The sequence below is a fragment of the Mucilaginibacter sp. R-33 genome (assembly GCF_049949235.1).
Taxonomy (GTDB): domain Bacteria; phylum Bacteroidota; class Bacteroidia; order Sphingobacteriales; family Sphingobacteriaceae; genus Mucilaginibacter.
Genome location: NZ_CP188089.1, coordinates 2,339,543 through 2,359,551 on the forward strand (window position 1 = coordinate 2,339,543; position 20,009 = coordinate 2,359,551).

9 protein-coding genes are annotated in these 20,009 nt (G+C 41.9%); all 9 read right to left on the reverse strand.

Going from position 1 to position 20,009, the window contains the following annotated elements; genetic code table 11:
* Window positions 1-134: 134 nt before the first annotated feature.
* Window positions 135-1,565: a TolC family protein gene (locus ACP26M_RS09965; protein ID WP_426588430.1), complete on the reverse strand. Its 1,431-nt coding sequence runs from the start codon at window positions 1,563-1,565 to the stop codon at window positions 135-137.
* A 13-nt stretch (window positions 1,566-1,578) separates the two neighbouring features.
* Window positions 1,579-2,256 (reverse strand): ABC transporter ATP-binding protein, encoded by a 678-nt coding sequence (locus ACP26M_RS09970; RefSeq protein WP_176624504.1) that lies wholly within the window; start codon window positions 2,254-2,256, stop codon window positions 1,579-1,581.
* Window positions 2,257-2,626: 370 nt separating this feature from the next.
* Window positions 2,627-5,029 (reverse strand): ABC transporter permease, encoded by a 2,403-nt coding sequence (locus tag ACP26M_RS09975; RefSeq protein WP_426588433.1) that lies wholly within the window; start codon window positions 5,027-5,029, stop codon window positions 2,627-2,629.
* Window positions 5,030-5,128: 99 nt separating this feature from the next.
* A complete protein-coding gene (locus tag ACP26M_RS09980; protein WP_426588435.1) occupies window positions 5,129-7,525 on the reverse strand; it encodes an ABC transporter permease in 2,397 nt (798 codons plus the stop codon).
* A gap of 70 nt (window positions 7,526-7,595) precedes the next feature.
* Complete coding sequence (locus ACP26M_RS09985; RefSeq protein WP_426588437.1) at window positions 7,596-9,977, reverse strand: ABC transporter permease; 2,382 nt, start codon at window positions 9,975-9,977, stop codon at window positions 7,596-7,598.
* A gap of 84 nt (window positions 9,978-10,061) precedes the next feature.
* Window positions 10,062-12,455 (reverse strand): ABC transporter permease, encoded by a 2,394-nt coding sequence (locus ACP26M_RS09990; protein WP_426588439.1) that lies wholly within the window; start codon window positions 12,453-12,455, stop codon window positions 10,062-10,064.
* 62 nt (window positions 12,456-12,517) lie between these two features.
* Window positions 12,518-14,896 carry an ABC transporter permease gene (locus ACP26M_RS09995; RefSeq protein WP_426588441.1) on the reverse strand — a complete coding sequence of 793 codons (2,379 nt, stop codon included), beginning with the start codon at window positions 14,894-14,896 and terminating at the stop codon, window positions 12,518-12,520.
* A 94-nt stretch (window positions 14,897-14,990) separates the two neighbouring features.
* A complete protein-coding gene (locus ACP26M_RS10000; RefSeq protein WP_426588443.1) occupies window positions 14,991-17,351 on the reverse strand; it encodes an ABC transporter permease in 2,361 nt (786 codons plus the stop codon).
* A 75-nt stretch (window positions 17,352-17,426) separates the two neighbouring features.
* Complete coding sequence (locus ACP26M_RS10005) at window positions 17,427-19,844, reverse strand: ABC transporter permease (RefSeq protein WP_426588445.1); 2,418 nt, start codon at window positions 19,842-19,844, stop codon at window positions 17,427-17,429.
* Window positions 19,845-20,009 lie beyond the last annotated feature (165 nt).

The following is a 20,009-nucleotide window of genomic DNA, read 5'->3' on the forward strand; positions in this document are numbered from 1 at the left end:
AACCTTAACGTTTGCAAAACCGCTGCTAAATTAGAAATATCCGGCTAAACCCAACTGATAATTCAGTAAAGTTTAACCGGATATTTAACTTATAATTTTTAATAAAAGTATAGGCTTTATTAGTCTTGTCGCATTTACAACGCTAATTTGCCCTGGTAATAATCAAGTATTTTGTTATAAATGTAACAGTCATACCGGGCATTGATCATGTTTATCTTTGATTTATCAAGGTTATTTTTCGCTACTACATAATCAACCGAAGTTAAAACACCCGCATTGAACCGTATTTCGGCAGTACGAAATGATTCGGCATAGGCTTTAACCTGCTCAAGGAGCACAGTATACCTGTTATAGGCCGATGTCATGTTAAGATAAGCCTGTTCAACATCCTGTTTCAGCTTAATTTTAGTATTTTCCTCTATGTATTTATAATTGAGCAAATCGATCTTTGCTTTGGCCACCTTATTGTGATTTTGGAAATAATTTAAGATCGGGATCTTTAGACTTACACCAAACTGTGTACTGTAATTATTTTTAAACTGATCATAGTAGCCGATATCCTTATTGACGTAATTAGCCTGCGTAGTTAAAACTGGTTGCTTACCACCTGGCGTATTTATAAAATCACCTGTTTTTACTGTTGATGAATCGGTGAACACTGAGCTTTGCGCAGCGCTTGAGTAATTGGTATACAAACCGCCATATAAAGAAACATTTGGCAGCAAAGCTCCTTTAGCTACACTAACAGCCTTTTCGGCGCTTTGCCGGCGAAGCGTGGCGGCTTTAACTAGGGCCAGTTGCTGTAAAGCTGTATCGTAAACCTGATCGGACGTGAGCACAGTTTGATTTGCCACGTCCTGTGCGTTAATTGGCTGCAATACGATATTTTTATTGTATGGGATATTAAGTATTTGCAGTAAACTTAATTTGGCACTTTCCAGCGCACTGTTCGCTGCAACAACATTCAGCTTATTATCGCCCAGCGTACCCTGCAGATCGTAAAGGTCGGACGGCAATTTATTAGCACCGTCCTTTTCTAAAACAGTTAACCTTTCAACCTGCTTTGCCGAAACATCAACCTGGTTTTTAACCTGTGCCAGCAACTCCGTATTATCCAGTACAAGCAAATAGGCAGTAATCACATTTATAGTAACCAGATCTTTAGCCTGCTGCAAATCCATTTTACCGGCCTGGTAAGCCAACGAAGTTTGCTTGATAGCATTTACGTTTTGCAAACCGCCAAAAAGCGTAAGATTCGACTCGAGACTGTAGTTGCCGTAAGTTAATGATTGATTTACATAGGTATTTGTAAAGGGGTTAATATTACGCCCCTGGTTTATACCATGGTTTATATTAGCGTTTAAAGTTGGCAGCATATTTTCTTTGGCCTGCATAAAATCAATACGGGCACTTTGAGCCTTTAATTCGCTTTGCTTTACATCAAGGTTATTTTTTATAGCAATATCAATGCACTTCTGCAACGAAAGTGATGTATCAGATTGGGCAAACGCTTTTGCCGACGACAACGTAACAAGGCCGAGAAATAGTAATTTATAGTATCGCATTTTATTATTGAGTTCAGAGTTTTCTTGATGAATCAATCCGGCCATCCAGCAGATCGATAATGCGCGAACCGTATTCGGCGTTTTTTTCGGAGTGGGTAACCTGTATAATGGTTACGCCGTCTTCCTTATTTAGCTTGCGGAACAGCTCCATGATCTCCTCCCCTTGTTTTGAGTTAAGGTTGCCTGTAGGCTCGTCGGCCAATAATAATTTAGGTTTGGCAATAAGTGCCCGGGCTATACCTACCAGCTGCTGCTGGCCGCCCGATAACTGTGCAGGGAAAAGATCTTTTTTGCCTACGATGTTAAAACGGTCGAGCATATCAGCAACCATTGCTTTACGCTCGGCACTTTTAAAATCCTGGTAAATAAGCGGGGTTTCAATGTTTTCGTAAACGGTAAGTTCATCAATTAAGTGATAAGCCTGAAAAACGAAACCAATGTATTGCTTGTATAAAGCCGAGCGCTGTTTTTCCTTAAGCTGATGCACTGCATGGCCTTCAAAATAATGATAACCATCAGATGGTTCGTCGAGCATACCGATGATATTGAGCAGTGTTGATTTACCCGAACCTGACGGTCCCATAATAGAAATAAATTCGCCCTCATCAACCTCAAGGCTAAGGTCATTAAGGATGATGTTTCTATTGCCCCCTACCTGGAAATACTTTGAAATATGTTGCAGTGATAACATTTTTAATTATTGAATTAGTTTGTTAGTAAATAAATGAGTTAAACAATAATACTCATCATTTTGCGATTAACATATCAATAACATACCAAAGTTATATCTAACTAACTATCAATACGTTAAATCATCTTATCAAAACATTACTGTACGCTTACGTAACAAGGTGCGTTCGGTTATGATACAGTGTTTTTTGAGGTGAAAGGTAAAAGGCGAAAGGTAAAAGGCTTTTTTTATCGCAACCAGGTAGTGGCGGCGGATCCAAAACTTCGGTGTTCTGCAGACCTTAATTAAAACAAAAAGCTGAAAGATATATTTAGCATTACATCAACGTTCATATCCCTTTCAGTTTTCGCCTTTTCCTTTCTCCTAAAAATTAATCTCCCGAACGCAAGCTTTTAACTGGATTAGCAAGTGCAGCCTTAAGTGATTGCAAACTCACGGTAATAAAAGCGATAAGTATTGCCGCCGTACCTGCTGCTATGAATACCCATATTTGAATGCTGATCTTATAAGCAAAGTCCTGCAGCCATCTGTGCATAACATACCAGGCTATTGGTGAGGCGATGATAACCGATACGATCACCAGTTTCAAAAAATCGCCGGAAACAAGTTTTACTATACTGAAAACACTCGCACCTAAAACTTTGCGTACACCAACTTCTTTTACCCTTTGCCTGGTTGAAAATACTGCCAGCCCGAATAAACCCAAACAGGAAATAAAAATGGTAACCAAAGTAAATGCTGTTAGTATTGAACCTGTGCGCTGCTCAACCTTATACATGTCATCAAATTCCTGGTCGAGGAAGTGATATTCAAACGGCGTGGCCGGGTTAAAGGCGGCCCATTTTTCTTTTACTGCAGCTATAGTTTGACCAATATCATTTCCGGAGGTTTTAATGAGTATTTTACCAAAATAATTTTCAGTAAATATCACAATTGGGGTAACTTCCTGATGCAGGGACGCAAAGTTGAAATTTTGTACAACGCCCCTGATCTCGCCGGTACGGCCGTTTAGCCCAATATGTTTGCCTATCGCCTCTTCAGCTTTCCAGCCCAAAGCTTCAGCGGCCTTTTCATTGATGATAAAACCATAATAGCGCTTATTTTGATCGGGATCGGTAGCGCGTGCTTCATCGGCATTGGTAAAATCGATGCCTTGAACCAGTTTGATACCAAGTGTTTTCAAAAAATTCTTTTCTACGGGCAGCGCGGTTACCGAAAGATTATAGTCGCTGTTTTTGCCGTCGGCCTTGTTAATACTATATCCGCCGTGAACATCAACCGGCGAGTCATACGACGCGGTAGCACCAAGCACTCCCGGCAATTGAGTTACCGCGTTATTAAATGATTGGACCTCTTTTAACGATTCACCACCAAGATCCAGTACCATTACCTGCGACCGGTCGATACCGATATTTAAATGCTGAATGTATCTCAGCTGGCTGCCGGCTATAACCGTACAGATCATAAAGAACACAGATACAACAAACTGAACTATAACCAACGATCTGCGTAAAGCTTTACCACCTGTTGTATTTGTAAGTTTTCCCTTTAAAGTGACAATGGGGTTAAATGAAGATAAATATAGCGATGGATAAGTCCCGGCTAAAAAAGTTACCGTTACAAACAAGGCGGCCACGGCCATGATAAGCCATGAAATGTTCCACGTTTGAAAACCCAATTGCTGCCCCGAAAAATCGCTAAACCATTTAAAACTTATATTGGCCAAAAACAAACCACCTAACAGCGATACAAGCGTAATCATCGCCGACTCGATAATGAACTGAACAAAAAGCTGGGTGCGGGCTGCACCCATTACCTTTCTTACCCCTATTTCATGACCGCGCTCAATGGCTTTCGCCGTTACCAGGTTTAGGAAATTAACACATGCAAGCAGCAATAAAATAACAGCAACCGCGCCTAAAATGTAAATATATTTGATATTGCCGGATGGGGTTAGCGGGTATGTAGCTGCCGATTTCAAGTGAACATCAGTTAAGGGTTCCAACTTGAACCACATTTTATGCCCCTGCCTAAAATCATCTTTAAACAGCTCGGCTACGTAGTTGTTCATTTTTTGCTCAACCGAGGCCATATTAACACCCGGTTTTAACAGCAGGTACGAATAATCATTAGCCGAATCCCATTTGCGTGTTTTAGCATGTTCCGAGCCGGCATACGAGCCAATCATATCAAATTTGATCTGCGAGTATTCGGGCACATCTTCCACCACACCGCTAACCATCATGTTTTGCTTGTTATTAACCTTCAAAACCTTGCCTACGGCATCCTCGTTGCCGAAATATTTTTTTGCCGTAGAAGCGGTGATCACCACAGCCGACGGGTCTCTAAGCGCGGTAGCGGCATTACCTTTCAAAAACTTAAAGCTGAAGATCTTAAAGAAAGGCTCATCAGCTAAAAAGAACCGTTTTTCGTTAAATAATTTGTCCTGGTATTGCACCGGGTTGTTATACCGGTAAATCCGTACACCATCCTCAATTTCCTGTAATTGCTGTTTAAATACGGGCACAGGCGCAGTTGGCGTTACCGATACTGATTTAGCTTCAGCATCGTCTGATGATTTATAGTTATAAACCATACGGACTATCCTATCGGCTTTTACATGAAACCTATCGTACCGTAATTCATTTAACAGGTAGGTAGCTAACAATATAAAGCAGCCTATTCCAACTGCCAATCCCGCAATACTTATGAGTGAAGTAACCTTGTTAACAATTAGGTTACGCCATGCTGTTTTTATATAGTTTTTTATCATAAACCCCTCCTAACCTCCCCAAAGGGGAGGAATTGTTATATCTTTTATAAGCTTTGATTTTTTTTAAAGCCCTCTCCCTTGGAGAGGGTTTGGGTGAGGTTACTCGCTCCTTAAACTCTTAACCGGGTTAGCTACCGCCGCTTTAATTGCCTGGAAACTTACCGTTGCAAACGCGATAACCATCGATGTGAGCCCGGCGACGCCAAATACCCACCAACTGATATCAATGCGGTAGGCAAAGTCCTGCAGCCATTTGCTCATCACATAAAATGCGATAGGCCAGGCAATGACATTGGCAATTAGCACCAGTTTTACAAAATGGCCTGAAAGCAGCAATACAATATTTTGTACTGATGCACCAAGCACCTTGCGTACCCCAATTTCTTTGATCCGTTTTTCGGCTGAGTAAGATGCCAGGCCGAACAGCCCCAAACAAGATATGATAATGATAAGTCCGGCTAAAATACTTACTACTGTACTTACCTGGTTATCAACGCTGTAAACCTCATTAAAATGATCATCCAGAAACTGGTACTCAAATGGCACGCCCGGAAACTCCTTATTCCAGGTTGACTGGATAAACGCGATAGCTTCCTTAGCCCTGCTTCCATTAACTTTAACCGACATTTGCTTAAACCCCTTACCATTTACTAAAAACAGTGTTTCAATTTTATAATGCAGGGAATTGAAATTGAAATCTTTGGCTATGCCGGTAATCACCCCTAACGAATCAAAACCAAACCTTTGGCCCAATAACGATTCCATATTTTTCCCTTTATGATCTTTAAGCAATTCCTTAGCCAGCGCTTCGTTGATGATATACTGTTTCCAAACGGTCGAAGTATCGGTAGAAAAGTTTTTACCCATCAGCAGCTTTATCTTGTACAGATCGAGGTAATTATTATCAACCACCAGCAATGTTGAAGTAAGCTGGCGCAAGGGCGAATCACCGAGTTTGAATGAGATACCTGTTTGATCAAGGTGGCTGCCTAAAATATCCTGCGATGCGGTAACTCCCTGCACCATCGAGTTGGAAAGCAGCTCCTGCTTAAACAAATCATATTTATTTTGCGGGATAAGGCTTAACGGGACATTAACAATCTGATCGCGATTAAAGCCAGGATCTTTTTTTTGCATAAACTTAAGCTGCCTGATAACCAATACGGTAGCTATCATTAAAATTACCGCACTTGTAAACTGGCCAACAACCAAAATATTACGTAGCGGTACCTTATTACCACCGGCTGAAGTCAGAGCTCCTTTCAATACCTTAACAGGTTGAAACGACGAAAGGAAAAGCGCCGGATAGATCCCGGATACAATACCTACAAGTACCGTACTTATAAACACTACTCCGATAAGCATTTTATTATCATGCAGGGGCAAACTGATATCACGCTGGCTTAAACCGTTAATAAAAGGAATGGCAAGGGTCACCAAAACACAGGCAAAAACTAAAGCTATCAGAGAGAGTAACACCGTTTCGCCCAGAAATTGCATAGCCAATTGAAAACGCCCGGCACCGATAGACTTGCGTACGCCAACTTCTTTTGCCCGCTCTGATGAGCGCGCGGTTGAAAGGTTAATGAAATTAATACAGGCTATCACCAAAACAATGATACCTATAACTGTAAACAGGTTGGTGATATGTTTATCAAATTTTTGATAATTGATATAGTCCAGCCCTATATCGGCCGAGTTAGCGTGAACATCTTTCAGGGACAATAGGAATAGCTCATAATTTTTAGGACCGTCTTTACCTTTATACTTTTGAAGATAGGCCGGAAATTTCTTTTCAAGTGCGGCAATGTTAGTACCCGGTGCCAGTTCAAGGTAAGTATTTAACCAGTTGCCGCCCCAATTGGTAAACATCCATGGTTTATAAATACTGCTAAACGAAAACAGGCAATCAAACTGTAATTGCGAGTTTTTAGGCACATTTGCCAATATCCCGGTAACTGAATAAGTTATGGTATCCTGCCCGTAATTGGTTACGGTTTTACCTATCGGGTCGTCATTACCAAACATACGTTTTGCGGCATCTTCGGTTAATAAAACGCTGCGGGGTTTTAATAAAGCGGTGGCCCGGTCCCCCCTTAACAGTTTAAAGTCAAACATCTTTAAAAAAACCGAATCCACGAAGAATACCTGCGGCATATACACGCGTTTCAGCCCGTTGTTGAGCGGAAACTTTTGCTGCCAGCGTACCCGCGTAAAGTTTTTTACTTCCGGAAAATCGGCCTTAAGAGTCGGTCCCATCGGGAACATGGATAACGCAACCTTTTGCGATGCGCCCATCCCCTCAAACTTTTGTACTTCGTTTAAGCGATAGATGTTTTTAGTGTGCAGGCTGTCGAAGCTTTTTTCGTAATAAACAAACAACGTGATCACTATGCAGGCTGCTATACCCACAGCCAATCCAAAAATGTTAATAGCCGAAAAAACCTTGCTTTTCCAGATATTGCGCCAGGCGGTTTTAAAATAATTTTTTATCATTAGTTTATCTCGTTTAGGTCATTTTGCCCCGCATTCCATTAATAAGACGAAAGCAGTGGCTTAATGACAATTATTCGGAACGTAAACTTTTAACAGGGTTGCTTAATGCTGCTTTTATTGCCTGGAAGCTAATGGTAGCTACTGCCACCAAAACGGCTAATACACCTGCCAGCACAAATACCCACCACTGAATATCTATACGATAGGCAAAATCTTTGAGCCATTGATGCATAAAATACCAGCCTACCGGCATGGCTATTAGACAGGATATCACTATCAGCTTTAAAAAATCCAGCGATAGCAGGTTAACAATACCCGGTACCGACGCGCCAAGCACTTTGCGGATCCCTATTTCGCGGGTACGCTGCAGCGTGCTGTACGAAGCCAAACCAAGCAAGCCCAAACACGAAATGAATATGGCGAGAACAGCGAAGTTAAAAAACAGCTTGCCAAAACGCTGTTCCGCACGGTATTGTCTGTCAAAAAACTCATCTAAAAAATAAAACGAGTATGGCCTGTTAGGGATAAATTGTTTCCATTTTCCTTCTATTTGCGCCAACGTGCTATTCAGATTTTTGGGGGAGACTTTTACAGTTATGAGATCAAGGCTATGCAGCTCGATGCGCATGGTAAGCGGCTTTATTACCTCCTGTAACGAACGGAAATGAAAATCTTTCATCACACCTACTATTTTACCTTCGCGCCCCCATTGTTTAAACCGGCGGCCGATAGCATCTTTAGGAGAGCTATAGCCAAATAATTTAACAGCGGCTTCATTGATAAGCATGGCCTGGGCGGTATCAGTACCAAATTCACGTGAAAACGAACGACCCGCGACCATCTTTATCTTAAATTGGTTTACATAGTCATAATCAACAAAATACAGATCAAGATTAGCTATCTGCAAATCGCCGCTTTTATTTTCTATCTCGGAGTAAGCCCCGTTATTTCCACCTCCCGGGATACTGGAAGCAGATGCCGTTGATACTACGCCGGGAATTGAACTGATAGCATTTTTTAGGGATTCTTTAGCAGGATCGCCGTTGGTGTTGAGTACAACCATTTGTTCTTTATTAAAACCAAGATCGCGGTTTTGCATAAAGCTCATTTGATTATAAACTACGATAGTGCCAATAATAAGCGTTATGGAAATACTAAACTGAGCAACAACAAGCGTTCTGCGTAAAATCCCGCCCTTCCTGCTTCCGGAAAAACGGCCTTTCAAAACCATCACCGGTTTAAAGGATGATAATACCAATGCAGGATATAAACCGGCAAGCAGGCCGATTAAAATCGACGTTACAAACAGAATAATTACATAGTACCAGTTTGAAAAGATGCCGGAGCTAACAGTTTTACCAGCCAATTGATTAAACGCAGGCAACAGCAAAGCAGCTATACCAAGCGTAAGTAAAAAAGCTATGATACAAAGTACCACCGATTCGCCGATGAACTGGCTTGCGAGCTGGCTCTTTTCGGCGCCCACAACTTTACGGATCCCTACTTCTTTGGCGCGTTCAACCGAGCGGGCCGTAGTAAGATTAACAAAGTTGATGCACGCTATCAGCAAAATAAAAACCGCGACAATGCTAAATATATACACATTGCTAATGCTTCCAACTTCCTGTCCGCCTCTTTTGGAGTAGAGGTAGGTGGATTTTAAAGGTTCAAGCATGAGCGTATAGGACATCTGGCTTTTCTTCATTCCGTCCCCATCGCGACTTTGCAAAAAGGCAGGCATTTTAGATTCAAGAGCCTTTGGGCTTGTACCCGGTTTTAACAAAAGATACGTTGTAGCGCCGAAATTGCCCCATTGCCCGTCAATTCCTTTATTAAACTTTTGGGTTAACGATGTCATTGAAATGATCATATCGGCCTTGATTTGTGAGTTGCCAGGAAAATCCTTCATAACACCGGTAACCGTGGCAGGTATGGCATCGCCGGTAATTAATACGGTTTTGCCAATTGGGTCAGCACTACCAAAATATTTTTTCGCGGTAGATTCGGTAAACACTATCGTAGCGGGCGCGGTGAGTGCAGTCCTGGGGTCGCCTTTAACTAATTTAAAATCGAAGACCTTAAAAAATGTCGAATCGGCGAACATGGAGTTTTCCTCCTGAAATTTTACATCTCCCCTGCGTACCAAAAAACTGCCGCCGCTGGTGCGTACAAAGGCTTCTACTTCGGGCAGGTCTGCTTTAATATTGGGTGCAAACGCCCATGATGTGCTGCTGGTATTAATAGTTTCGCTCGGGGTTTTGATATCAGTTACCAAACGATAGATCCTATCGGCCTTTGTGTGAAAGTTATCGTAACTCAACTCAAAGGCCACGTATATAAAAATGAAAAAACAGGCCGTTATCCCGATGGATAAGCCAGTAATATTGATAAATGAAAAGCCCCGGTGGCGCCAAAGGTTCCGGAGGGCTATTTTAATGTAATTTCTGATCATATTTTTTATTTTTTAATGTCATGTTCATATGGTCATTTGTCTTACCCGTTGTAACAACACAAAGCAAACTGATACAATTACCCATTATTCAGAACGTAAACTTTTAACCGGGTTGGCAATCGCGGCCTTAATAGCCTGAAAACTGATTGTTGTCAGTGTGATGATAATAGCTGCCGCTGCCGATATAATAAACACACCAGGGCCAACGGTTACCCGGTAATCGTATTTTTGTAACCACCCCTGCAAAAAATAAAACGCTACCGGCGATGCTATCATGCAGCTGATAAGCACCAGCAACACAAAATCCTTCGACAGTAAAAACCATAGTTGGCTTACAGTTGCACCTAATACCTTGCGTACACCAATTTCTTTAGTTCGCTGCTCTGCGATATATGCGGCTAAGCCGAACAGGCCAAGGCATGAAATAAATATGGCCAGGCCTGCAAATATGCCTGCGAGCTTGCTTACCAATACTTCCTGGCCAAACTTGCGGTTATAATCATCATCAACAAAGCGGTAGGAATATGGATAAGCCGGGCTATATTTTGAAAACACCTGACCTATTTTATCAATGGCGCTGTGCGGGTTTACTTTAGATGACAGGCGATAGATCATGTTTTGGTGCGGATCATTATTATACAAAAACATGGTTGGGTCGGCCTGCGCAAAAGGCGATAACATCAACGCGTTTTTAACTACACCAATTATTTTGCGCTGCTTGCCACCATAAGTAATTACCTGGCTAATCGGATCACCTTTAAGCCGCAGGCGTTTAACTGCTGCTTCATTGAAAATGACATTCAATGAATCGGACACCACATTATTATAATCTCTCCCGGCAAGTATTTTCATGCCTACAGTCTTGAAATAATCGTTAGCTACAGCTATTACGCCCATTTCAACGGTTTCGCCAGCCATTTTTCCGGGCCACTGATCAAGATTATTGTGCATGTTAATATCTGTGATGGCGCTTGATGCTGTGGAGATACTTTCAATCACGCCGCTTTGCAGTAATTCATTTTTAAAAGCAGAATAATGCTTGCCCAGGTCTTCGTTGGCATTGGTGGCTATTAACCTATTAATATCGTATCCTGCCGGGCGGTTTTTTGCATATTGAATTTGCCTGTAAATAACAACTGTGCTTATGATCAAGGCTATTGAAGAGCTAAACTGCATCACTACTAAAACTTTACGTGAATACGATGCTGAGCGGCCCACCTGAATTGTACCTTTTAATACCTTAACCGGATTAAATGACGAAAGATAAAACGCAGGACGACTACCGGCCACCAAGGCTGTAAGTAATACGCACCCTATGGCAATTAGCCAAAAAATTGCGCTGTTAAAAGGGATGGCAATAGTAGTACCGGTGAGCGCGTTAAACGGCTGGAGTGCTATCTGAATAAAAAGTATTGAGCAGATAAAAGAGATCAGCGTGATCAATGTGGATTCTGTCAAGAACTGGAATATCAGATGCTGACGTTGTGATCCGATAGCTTTACGGATACCAACCTCGCGTGCGCGTTTTTCAGACCGAGCAGTTGTGAGGTTAATGAAATTCACACAAGCTATCAGCAGTACCAGCACACCAACAATGCTAAAAGTGCGTACATAATCAATAAAACCGCCTGCAGCGACTCCATTTTTATAATCGGAAAACAGATGCCAATCGGCCATGGGCTGCATAATTACGTCGGAGTTTTCGGCATTAATATTTTTTTCGCCTTTTTCGATATGAAGGATCTTTGGGGCCAGTTGCGCGTACGTTACACCTGGTTTTAGCGTTGCAAACAGCTCGAAGCTATTGTTCCCGAAGCTATCGTGAGCACCTTTCATGTAAGGCTGTTGCTCCATCAAACTGAATGGAATAACATATTTAAATTGAAGCGAAGAATTCAACGGTACATCCTGAATCACGCCGGTAACCTTTAAATTGTAGTTGTTATCAACCTTAACTACCTTATTGATCACATTCCCGGTGCCGAATAAAGCGAGAGCAGTAGTTTTGGTCAATACAATTGAATATGGATCATTCAAAGCGGTTGCGCGGCTTCCTTGTAAAAAATTGTATTGAAAAATTTTCAGGAAATCGCTACCTGCCTGCACACCATCAATAGATAACTTTTTATCGCCTACCATTAGCCCGTGTGTGCCACCCCAATCTGTGGGTGCTACATATTCTATTTCGGGCATAGTTTTCAACACATCTGCCAGTTTTAGCGAGGTTGAACTAAACGTTAATGTTTCGCCATTACTGTTAAAATTACGGCGTACCTGGTATACCCGATCTGCATCAGGCAAAAACCTGTCGTACGAGTACTCATTTGCAACCCAAAGCGCTATTATTAAGGCAACAGCCATCCCGGCTGCCAATCCCAAAACGTTTATAGCCGTATAAGCCTTATTTTTAGCGATGTTTCGCCAGGCTATTTTGATATAATTTCTAATCATCACTTCTACCATTAGGTCATTAATCATTGAGTCATTGGCCTCGCGAAAAAAATGACTTAATGACGCGAAGCAAATGACTCAATGACTATTTATTCGGAACGCAAACTTTTAACCGGGTTAGCCAATGCTGCCATTGTAGCCCGGTAACCTACCGTAATCCAGGCTATTATGAGGCTTGACAGGATCGATATCACAAATATTTGCGGGCCGATACTGATTCGGTACTGAAAATCCTTTAAGTAATTGTGCATTGCCCACCAGGCCAGAGGAGCGGCTATTACAAAAGCGATGAGCAACAATATGCTAAACTCCTTACCAAATAGCCATAGGATACCACTGATATTGGCTCCCAATACCTTGCGTACTCCAATCTCTTTGGTTTTACGCACGGCCATAAATGATACCAGGCCGTATAAACCGAGGCAACCTATGATGATCGCGATACCGGCAAACGCTTCAACCAATATTAGCAGGATATTATCCATTTCATAAAAACGCTTAATAGTATCATCCAAAAACTGGTATGAATATAATTCTTCCGGGAAGGTTTGGTTCCAGATCTTGTCAATTGCAGCTAATGTAGCTTTGGCGTTGCGCATATCTATTTTCACGGCAACGGTACCCAAATCCTGATAATTGGGCATCACACATAATGGTGAAATCTCCGAATGGAAAGAGTAATTGTAAAAATCTTTCATCACCCCCACAATGGTGCCTTTATAGTCGCGTCCGTTAATTGCCATCTGCTTTCCAATTACATCCTGCGGTTTAAGATGTAGCTTTTTAACAAAGGTTTCGTTAACTAAAAGTTCTTTTACCGAATCGCCTTTAAAGAAGTTTCTACCTGCAATCAGTTTAATACCAAAGGTCGAAATGTAATTTTCGTCGGCCTGTTTGGTATTGATGCTCCAATGCTCGTCTTCCGCACGGTTATCATATTGAATACCGGTATTGCTATTTGAACGGGATGCAGGAGGGTTGGCACAGTAAGATACATTTTCAACCCCCTTAATTTCGGTGAGACGATTACGCATCGTGCTCATTTTCATCTTATCGTTTTGAGGAAGCGGCACCAACACTATGGCATTTTTATTAAAGCCCAGATCGGCAGTTTGTGAATAATGCAATTGCGATACTACGATGATAGTGCCGATGATAAGTACCTGAGATATAGCAAACTGGGTAACTACCAATACCCTACGCAGGGAAAAACCGCCAACATCTTTTTGTGACAGTTTACTTTTAAGCGCCTTAATTGGCTGAAACCTCGCCAGTACCAAACCAGGATATGAACCCGAAAGAAATACAACAACAATAGTAATAACAACTATAAAAGCGCTCAATCCGGCCCAGTTAAAGGTCATCCTTGCATGGAAGAGATTGTTTAATGGCGTCAAAGCAATCTCTGATAAGCCAATAGCAACTCCCACAGCAATAACGCTGATTATAGCCGTTTCGGCAATAAACTGCCAAAATAATTGGAAAGGCTGGCCACCCAGTACTTTACGGATGCCCACCTCTTTTGAACGATTTAGTGCCTGAGCCGTAGCCAGGTTTATAAAGTTTACCGAAGCAGTAATGATCAGGAACACGCCGATAAAAAACAGTGCCCATAAATAGCTCTTATCAGCGTAGCCGCCAAGTTCACGGTCAAAGTGCATTTCGGCAATAGGCTGTAATTTAAAGCGCCACACCTGCAAATCCCGACCGGTGTAATTCTTTTTAACCAATTGCAGCATGGCAGTTTCAACCTGTGCTTTGGTTACACCCGGCTTCAATCTTGTAAAGCCCTGACAGCCGCTGTAAACACCGCCCCAGTTATTTTCACGGCCTTTACCTGCGTACGCTTCCATACTTGCATACGAAATGAAAATCTGTTGCTTTTGGTCGGTGTTATTTGGCAAATCCTGCAGTACACCGGTTATAGTAACGTTGATATTGTTATCCAGCTTGAAAACTTTGCCTATCGGGTTATCATTACCAAAATATTTTTGGGCCACTTTTTCGGTAACTAAAGCTTCATTGGGGTTAACAAGCATGGTTTTCTTATCACCTTTGAGCAACGGAAAATTCAGGATATTGAAATAATCCGGCTCCACAAAAGCTACCCCGTCGTCCTCGCCAAATTTTTTAATTTCGTTTCCCTTAGTAATAGTGATCAGCGTTTTATTGAAACTGATATATCTTGCTGTTTTTTCGCTAAAAGCGAAATCGTTCCGGTAGCCTTTGGCCATGGGCTGCGGAATAGCGCCCACCCGGTCTACACCCTGATCATGAAACTCTGTATAGAAACGATAGATCCTGTCTTTATTCTTATGAAAGGTATCAAAGCTCAGGTGATAGGTAATCAGCGTAAATATTAATACGCCGCAGGCTATACCTAAAGCCAAGCCAATAACACTGATGGTTGCGTAAGCCTTGTTACGCACCAAATTTCGCCATGCAATTTTTATATAGTTCTTGATCATATCTTTTTTTATTTCATTAAGTCATTTATGTCATTGAGTCATTTTGCTCCGGCGTTCAAATGAATAATGACGCGAAGCGAATGACTTGATGAAATTATTCCGAACGCAAACTTTTCACCGGGTTGCTCAACGCCGCTTTAACAGCCTGAAAACTCACTGTTGCCAGCGCTATAACTATGGCAGCAATGCCGGCAGCAGCAAATACCCACCATTGTACCGTTACCCGGTATTGATAATTTTGCAGCCAGTTATTAGTAGCATACCAGGCAACAGGAAAGGCTATCAGGCATGAAACCGCAACCAGCTTTAAAAAATCGCGGGATAATAATCCGGTTAAACCTGCTACAGATGCGCCAAGCACTTTGCGAATACCTATTTCTTTGATCCTCCTCTCAGCCGTATAGGCAGCCAGGCCAAATAAGCCAAGGCATGATATCACTATAGCCAGCGATGCAAACACTCCGGCCAGCTTGCCTGTCAGCGTTTCAGTTTTAAACAGCTCATCAAAATCGGCATCAATAAATTTGTACTCGAAAGGATAGCCCGGGTTAGCCCGTTTATAAACCTCACCCGTTTTAGCCAGCGCTTCCGTTAAATTAACGCCCGGCTTAAAGCGGATAGTTAAAATGTTATTGTTTTGCGGATGGCTGAATAACATGAGCGGTGCACCGGCTACATACATATCATTATAAAGGAAGTCTTTAATAATTCCGGCAATTTGGTAAGGTTTAGTGCCCCCATCTCTAATTATACCACCTACATGACCAGCCTTACCCATTTGTTTGGCAAAGGCTTCATTAATGATCACGTTGCTGCTATCGAGCTTAGCATTGGCGTAAAAATCACGACCGGCAAGTAGTTTCATGTTCATGGTTGATACAAACTGCGGGCTCACGTTTTCAATGGTGATGAGCGGATTTTTTGAAGCATCCTTGCCATCCCATGAAAAATTATCGGTATTGCTCCAGATCTGTAAAACAGGGTATTCGCTCAATGAGGCATCGGCCACTACGCCGGTTTGTTTCAGATCATTGTTTACGGCAGCGAAATGATCAGTCAGCTTACCTTTGGTGTCAATGTAAACAAGATTGTCTTTTTCGTAACCCAATTCCCTGTTCTTAACATGCTGAATTTGCTGATATATAATTACCGTACCAATAATCAATATAATAGACACCGAAAACTGAATCACTACCAAACTTTGCCGGATAAAACCAGCACCGGCTGCCGTTGGCAGTTTAATATTCTTTAATACCGCTATCGGGTTAAATGACGACAAGTAGAAGGCCGGATAACTCCCGGCCAGCAAACCTGTAACAAATCCTATCGACAGTAAATAAATTAGATGTGATGGTTGCAATATATTTATAACCAGTTCCTTTTGAACCATGTCATTAAACGTTGGTAAAGCAACGTAAACTAATAGCACGGCTATAATTACTGCGATGAATGCCATGATCATTGCCTCGCCTATAAATTGAGCAATAAGCTTGCCTTTACCTGCCCCCATTACCTTCCGCACCCCAACTTCCTTGGCACGTTTTTCGGACCGGGCGGTTGACAGGTTCATGAAATTGATACAGGCTATGATGAGAATGATAACAGCAATAGCAGCAAACAAGCGAACATATTCAATTCTCCCGCCATCCATTTTCCCATCGGTAAATTTATCGCGTAGGTTCCAGTCGTTCATCCCGAACAGGAATGATACCGTTTTATTGCCATTTTTCTTAGTACCGATGTAAGTAGCCAGTTTTTTATTAACGGCTTTAACATCTGCGGTTGGTTCCAACTCTACATAGGTATGGGTCCAGTTGGCGCCCCAATCCTGCATCCAGGGTTGCACATGATCGATATTTTTTAAGGGCGCGAACCATTGCATCTGAAAAGTTGAGTTTTTGGGCAGATCGGTAAATACGCCGGTAACCGTAAAATCCTGCTCATTATTCATTTTCAAAGTTTTGCCCATTGGGTTGGTATCACCAAAAAACTTTTTAGCCATGGTAGTACTAATCACCACCGAATGCAATTCATGAAAAACATTTGCTTCATCACCCTGTACAAAAGGCAGTTTCAACATCGGGAAGATCTCCGCATCTGTATAGGAACCATCTTCGTTAATTACTTTATCCCCAAGCGCGAATACTATATTGTCTGAGCCTGCCATACGGGCAGCATTTTTAACACCCGGAATATCGGCCTTCAAAGCCGCAGCCATGGGCCCGGGGGTAGCACGGAACGTGGAGGTTTTACCATCATACGTTTGATTTTCACGAACCGTGTACAGGTTGTCCCGCTTTACAAAATTGTTATTAAACGTAAGCTCATCCTGCACCCATAAAAATATCATTGATGCACAGGCCACACCAATAGCCAGACCGGTGATGTTCAGAAAGCTGTAAGCCCGGTTTTTCATCAGGCCGCGTACCGTAGTTTTAATGTAATTTCCTATCATGGTTAGGTGTTCATTGATTCATTCGTTCATTGGTACTCGTATAGTCCGTTAACTGCAAACTGCCACTGCGAACTGCTACTCACTTCTCAGGCTTTTAACCGGGTTAACAACTGCTGCCTTAATAGCTTTATAGCCTACAGTTATCCATGCTATTACCAGCGATAATATTATCGCCAATAGAAAAATCCAGGCGCTCATTGATATACGGTACACAAAGTTTTGCAGCCATCCGTTCATGATATACCATGCGGCCGGCATCGCTATCAGGAAAGAGATACCGATAAGTACCATAAACTCTTTTGAAAACAGGAATACAATGCTACTTACCGATGCACCTAAAACTTTCCGGATGCCTACCTCTTTAGTGCGCTGAACTGCCATGAACGATACCAGGCCATATAAGCCAAGGCATGATATAAAAATGGCTATCCCGGCAAACACCTTGTAAACCAATGCCATTTTATTTTCCTGTTCATAAAATTTAGCTATATTTTCATCAAGGAAATAACCGTTGTAGGCATATTCGGGATAGGTATTTTCCCACAACTTTTGCAGTTGAGATACGGTTTTGTTCAGTTCGGATGTTTGGATTTTGATGCCTATCTGGCCTTCAAATTTTTTGGCCGGTGATATTACTATTGGCTTTATAGCTTCACGAAGCGAATTAGTTTTAAAATCTTTAACAACCCCAACTATTTGCAGCCATTTGCCGCCGCCTAAACGTATTGTTTTTCCTATTGCATCATCGGCTTTTTGGATCCCCAATTTACGTATAAAGGTTTCGTTAACCACATATTGTTTTGCAGTATCGCTTACCTCATAAGCTTTGCCCGCGGCAAATGTTAGCCCATATGTTTTGAAATAATCAGCATCTCCAAATTTGAGGTAGGTATTAAAACCAACATCTTTGGTTGAGTTATTGAAATCAAAATTAGTACCCCAGTTGTTTTCTGACGATGGCACATCTGAAGAAAAGCTAGCTGACTTTACCATGGGATTTTGTAACACCTGTTGCTTAAACGATTCCATTTTCCGAAGGCTTAAACTATCGGTATAGCCGGGAATGATAAGCAAAGCGTTTTTGTTAAAACCGAGGTCCGCTTTGTTTACAAAGTCCATTTGATTTACCGCTACTATGGTGCCGATAATAAGTAATTGAGATATGGCAAACTGGGCAATCACCAATCCCCGGCGAAGCGGGATACCACCGATAGAAGCAGCTGTTATTTTATTTTTAAGCGCGAGTACCGGTTTAAAACCAGACACCACCAATGCGGGATAAACACCCGACAATAGCACTATAGCTACCGTACTTGCGGCCAAAAACAATAAACTGCCCGTAGTAAACAAGCTGATACTATCCGGCACATTAGCTATATTTTTCAATTGGGGCATAGCCAGCCCGGCGACAGCTAATGCTATTAAGGCCGAAGCAATAACGATGATAGTAGTTTCGCCAATTACCTGGGCGATCAATTGCGGACGTGTACTACCCAATACTTTACGGATCCCTACTTCTTTTGACCGGCCAACAGATTGCGCCGTCGACAAGTTGATGAAGTTGATAGAGGCCATGACAATGATCAGTAGCGCAATGAACGACAAGGTACGCAAGGTAGCCCTGCTGGTGCTATGATCACCAAGCGGGTTACCTATCCGGGTATCAAAATGCATATCAGCAAGCGGCTGTGGTAACAGCGTAGTTTGTGCCGATCCCTTTTTAAAATGCTTGGTCGAAAATGCTTTTAACTGTGCGTCGATACTGCTTTTTGACATGCTTGCCGGGAACAACATAAACACCTCATGGCTGCTGCTGGTTGATCCCCATTCGGCGCTATAATTGTAATCTTTCGGATGCTGTTTCCAGGTATCAAACGATACCATTACCTTAAACGGAAAATCGCTGTTAACCGGGGCATCTTCTACAATGCCGGATACTTTCAGCGTCAAAACATTATCCATTTTAAGAATTTTGCCTACAGCATTTGTCCAGTCGCCAAAATACTTAATGGCCGAGCTTTTATCCAACACAACCATATCCGGACTGGCCAATACAGCGGGACTTCCAGCCAGCCATTTGTAACTAAAAATATCGAAGAATTGAGGCTGAATAAATAACACGCCAATATTTTCAGTAAATTTCTTATCACTGCTACTACTTCCGGTGGCTTGCGGCACTGTGATCTGGCTACCATAGCTGCTGTTCAAAGCTGCCACTTTAGCCTGAGGTATATCCAAACGAAGGGCATCTGTAGCAGGAACAGCAACTCCCGGATTGGTGGTAGTTTCCGACTCGTGCTTTTCCTGGGTAACTATACGATAAATGTTTTTATAATTAGGATTGAAAGTATCAAAACTAAGTTCAAACTGAATAATCACAAAAATGAGCAGGCAGGCAGCCAGGCCAACTGTTAAACCCGCGACATTTATAGCAGAATAGCCTTTATGACGCACGATATTGCGCCAGGCTATTTTGAAGTAATTTTTAAGCATATCGTACAGTAATTTTCGAAATTGATGTAAAAGCTATACCAAAACCAAAATCAACTGGATATCAAGCATTTAAATCAAATAAAAAACATCAACTGTTCGTAAGTGTAACACCTTGTGTACGGTATTGATACAGTAGTTTTGATTTCGGATTTGGGATATTCGATT

Excerpts from the sequence above, each read along its gene's own strand:
- ACP26M_RS09965 (WP_426588430.1), bottom strand. The coding sequence starts at position 1,565 with ATGCGATACTATAAATTACTATTTCTCGGCCTTGTTACGTTGTCGTCG.
- ACP26M_RS09970 (WP_176624504.1), bottom strand. The coding sequence starts at position 2,256 with ATGTTATCACTGCAACATATTTCAAAGTATTTCCAGGTAGGGGGCAAT.
- ACP26M_RS09975 (WP_426588433.1), bottom strand. The coding sequence starts at position 5,029 with ATGATAAAAAACTATATAAAAACAGCATGGCGTAACCTAATTGTTAAC.
- ACP26M_RS09980 (WP_426588435.1), bottom strand. The coding sequence starts at position 7,525 with ATGATAAAAAATTATTTTAAAACCGCCTGGCGCAATATCTGGAAAAGC.
- ACP26M_RS09985 (WP_426588437.1), bottom strand. The coding sequence starts at position 9,977 with ATGATCAGAAATTACATTAAAATAGCCCTCCGGAACCTTTGGCGCCAC.
- ACP26M_RS09990 (WP_426588439.1), bottom strand. The coding sequence starts at position 12,455 with ATGATTAATGACCTAATGGTAGAAGTGATGATTAGAAATTATATCAAA.
- ACP26M_RS09995 (WP_426588441.1), bottom strand. The coding sequence starts at position 14,896 with ATGATCAAGAACTATATAAAAATTGCATGGCGAAATTTGGTGCGTAAC.
- ACP26M_RS10000 (WP_426588443.1), bottom strand. The coding sequence starts at position 17,351 with ATGATAGGAAATTACATTAAAACTACGGTACGCGGCCTGATGAAAAAC.
- ACP26M_RS10005 (WP_426588445.1), bottom strand. The coding sequence starts at position 19,844 with ATGCTTAAAAATTACTTCAAAATAGCCTGGCGCAATATCGTGCGTCAT.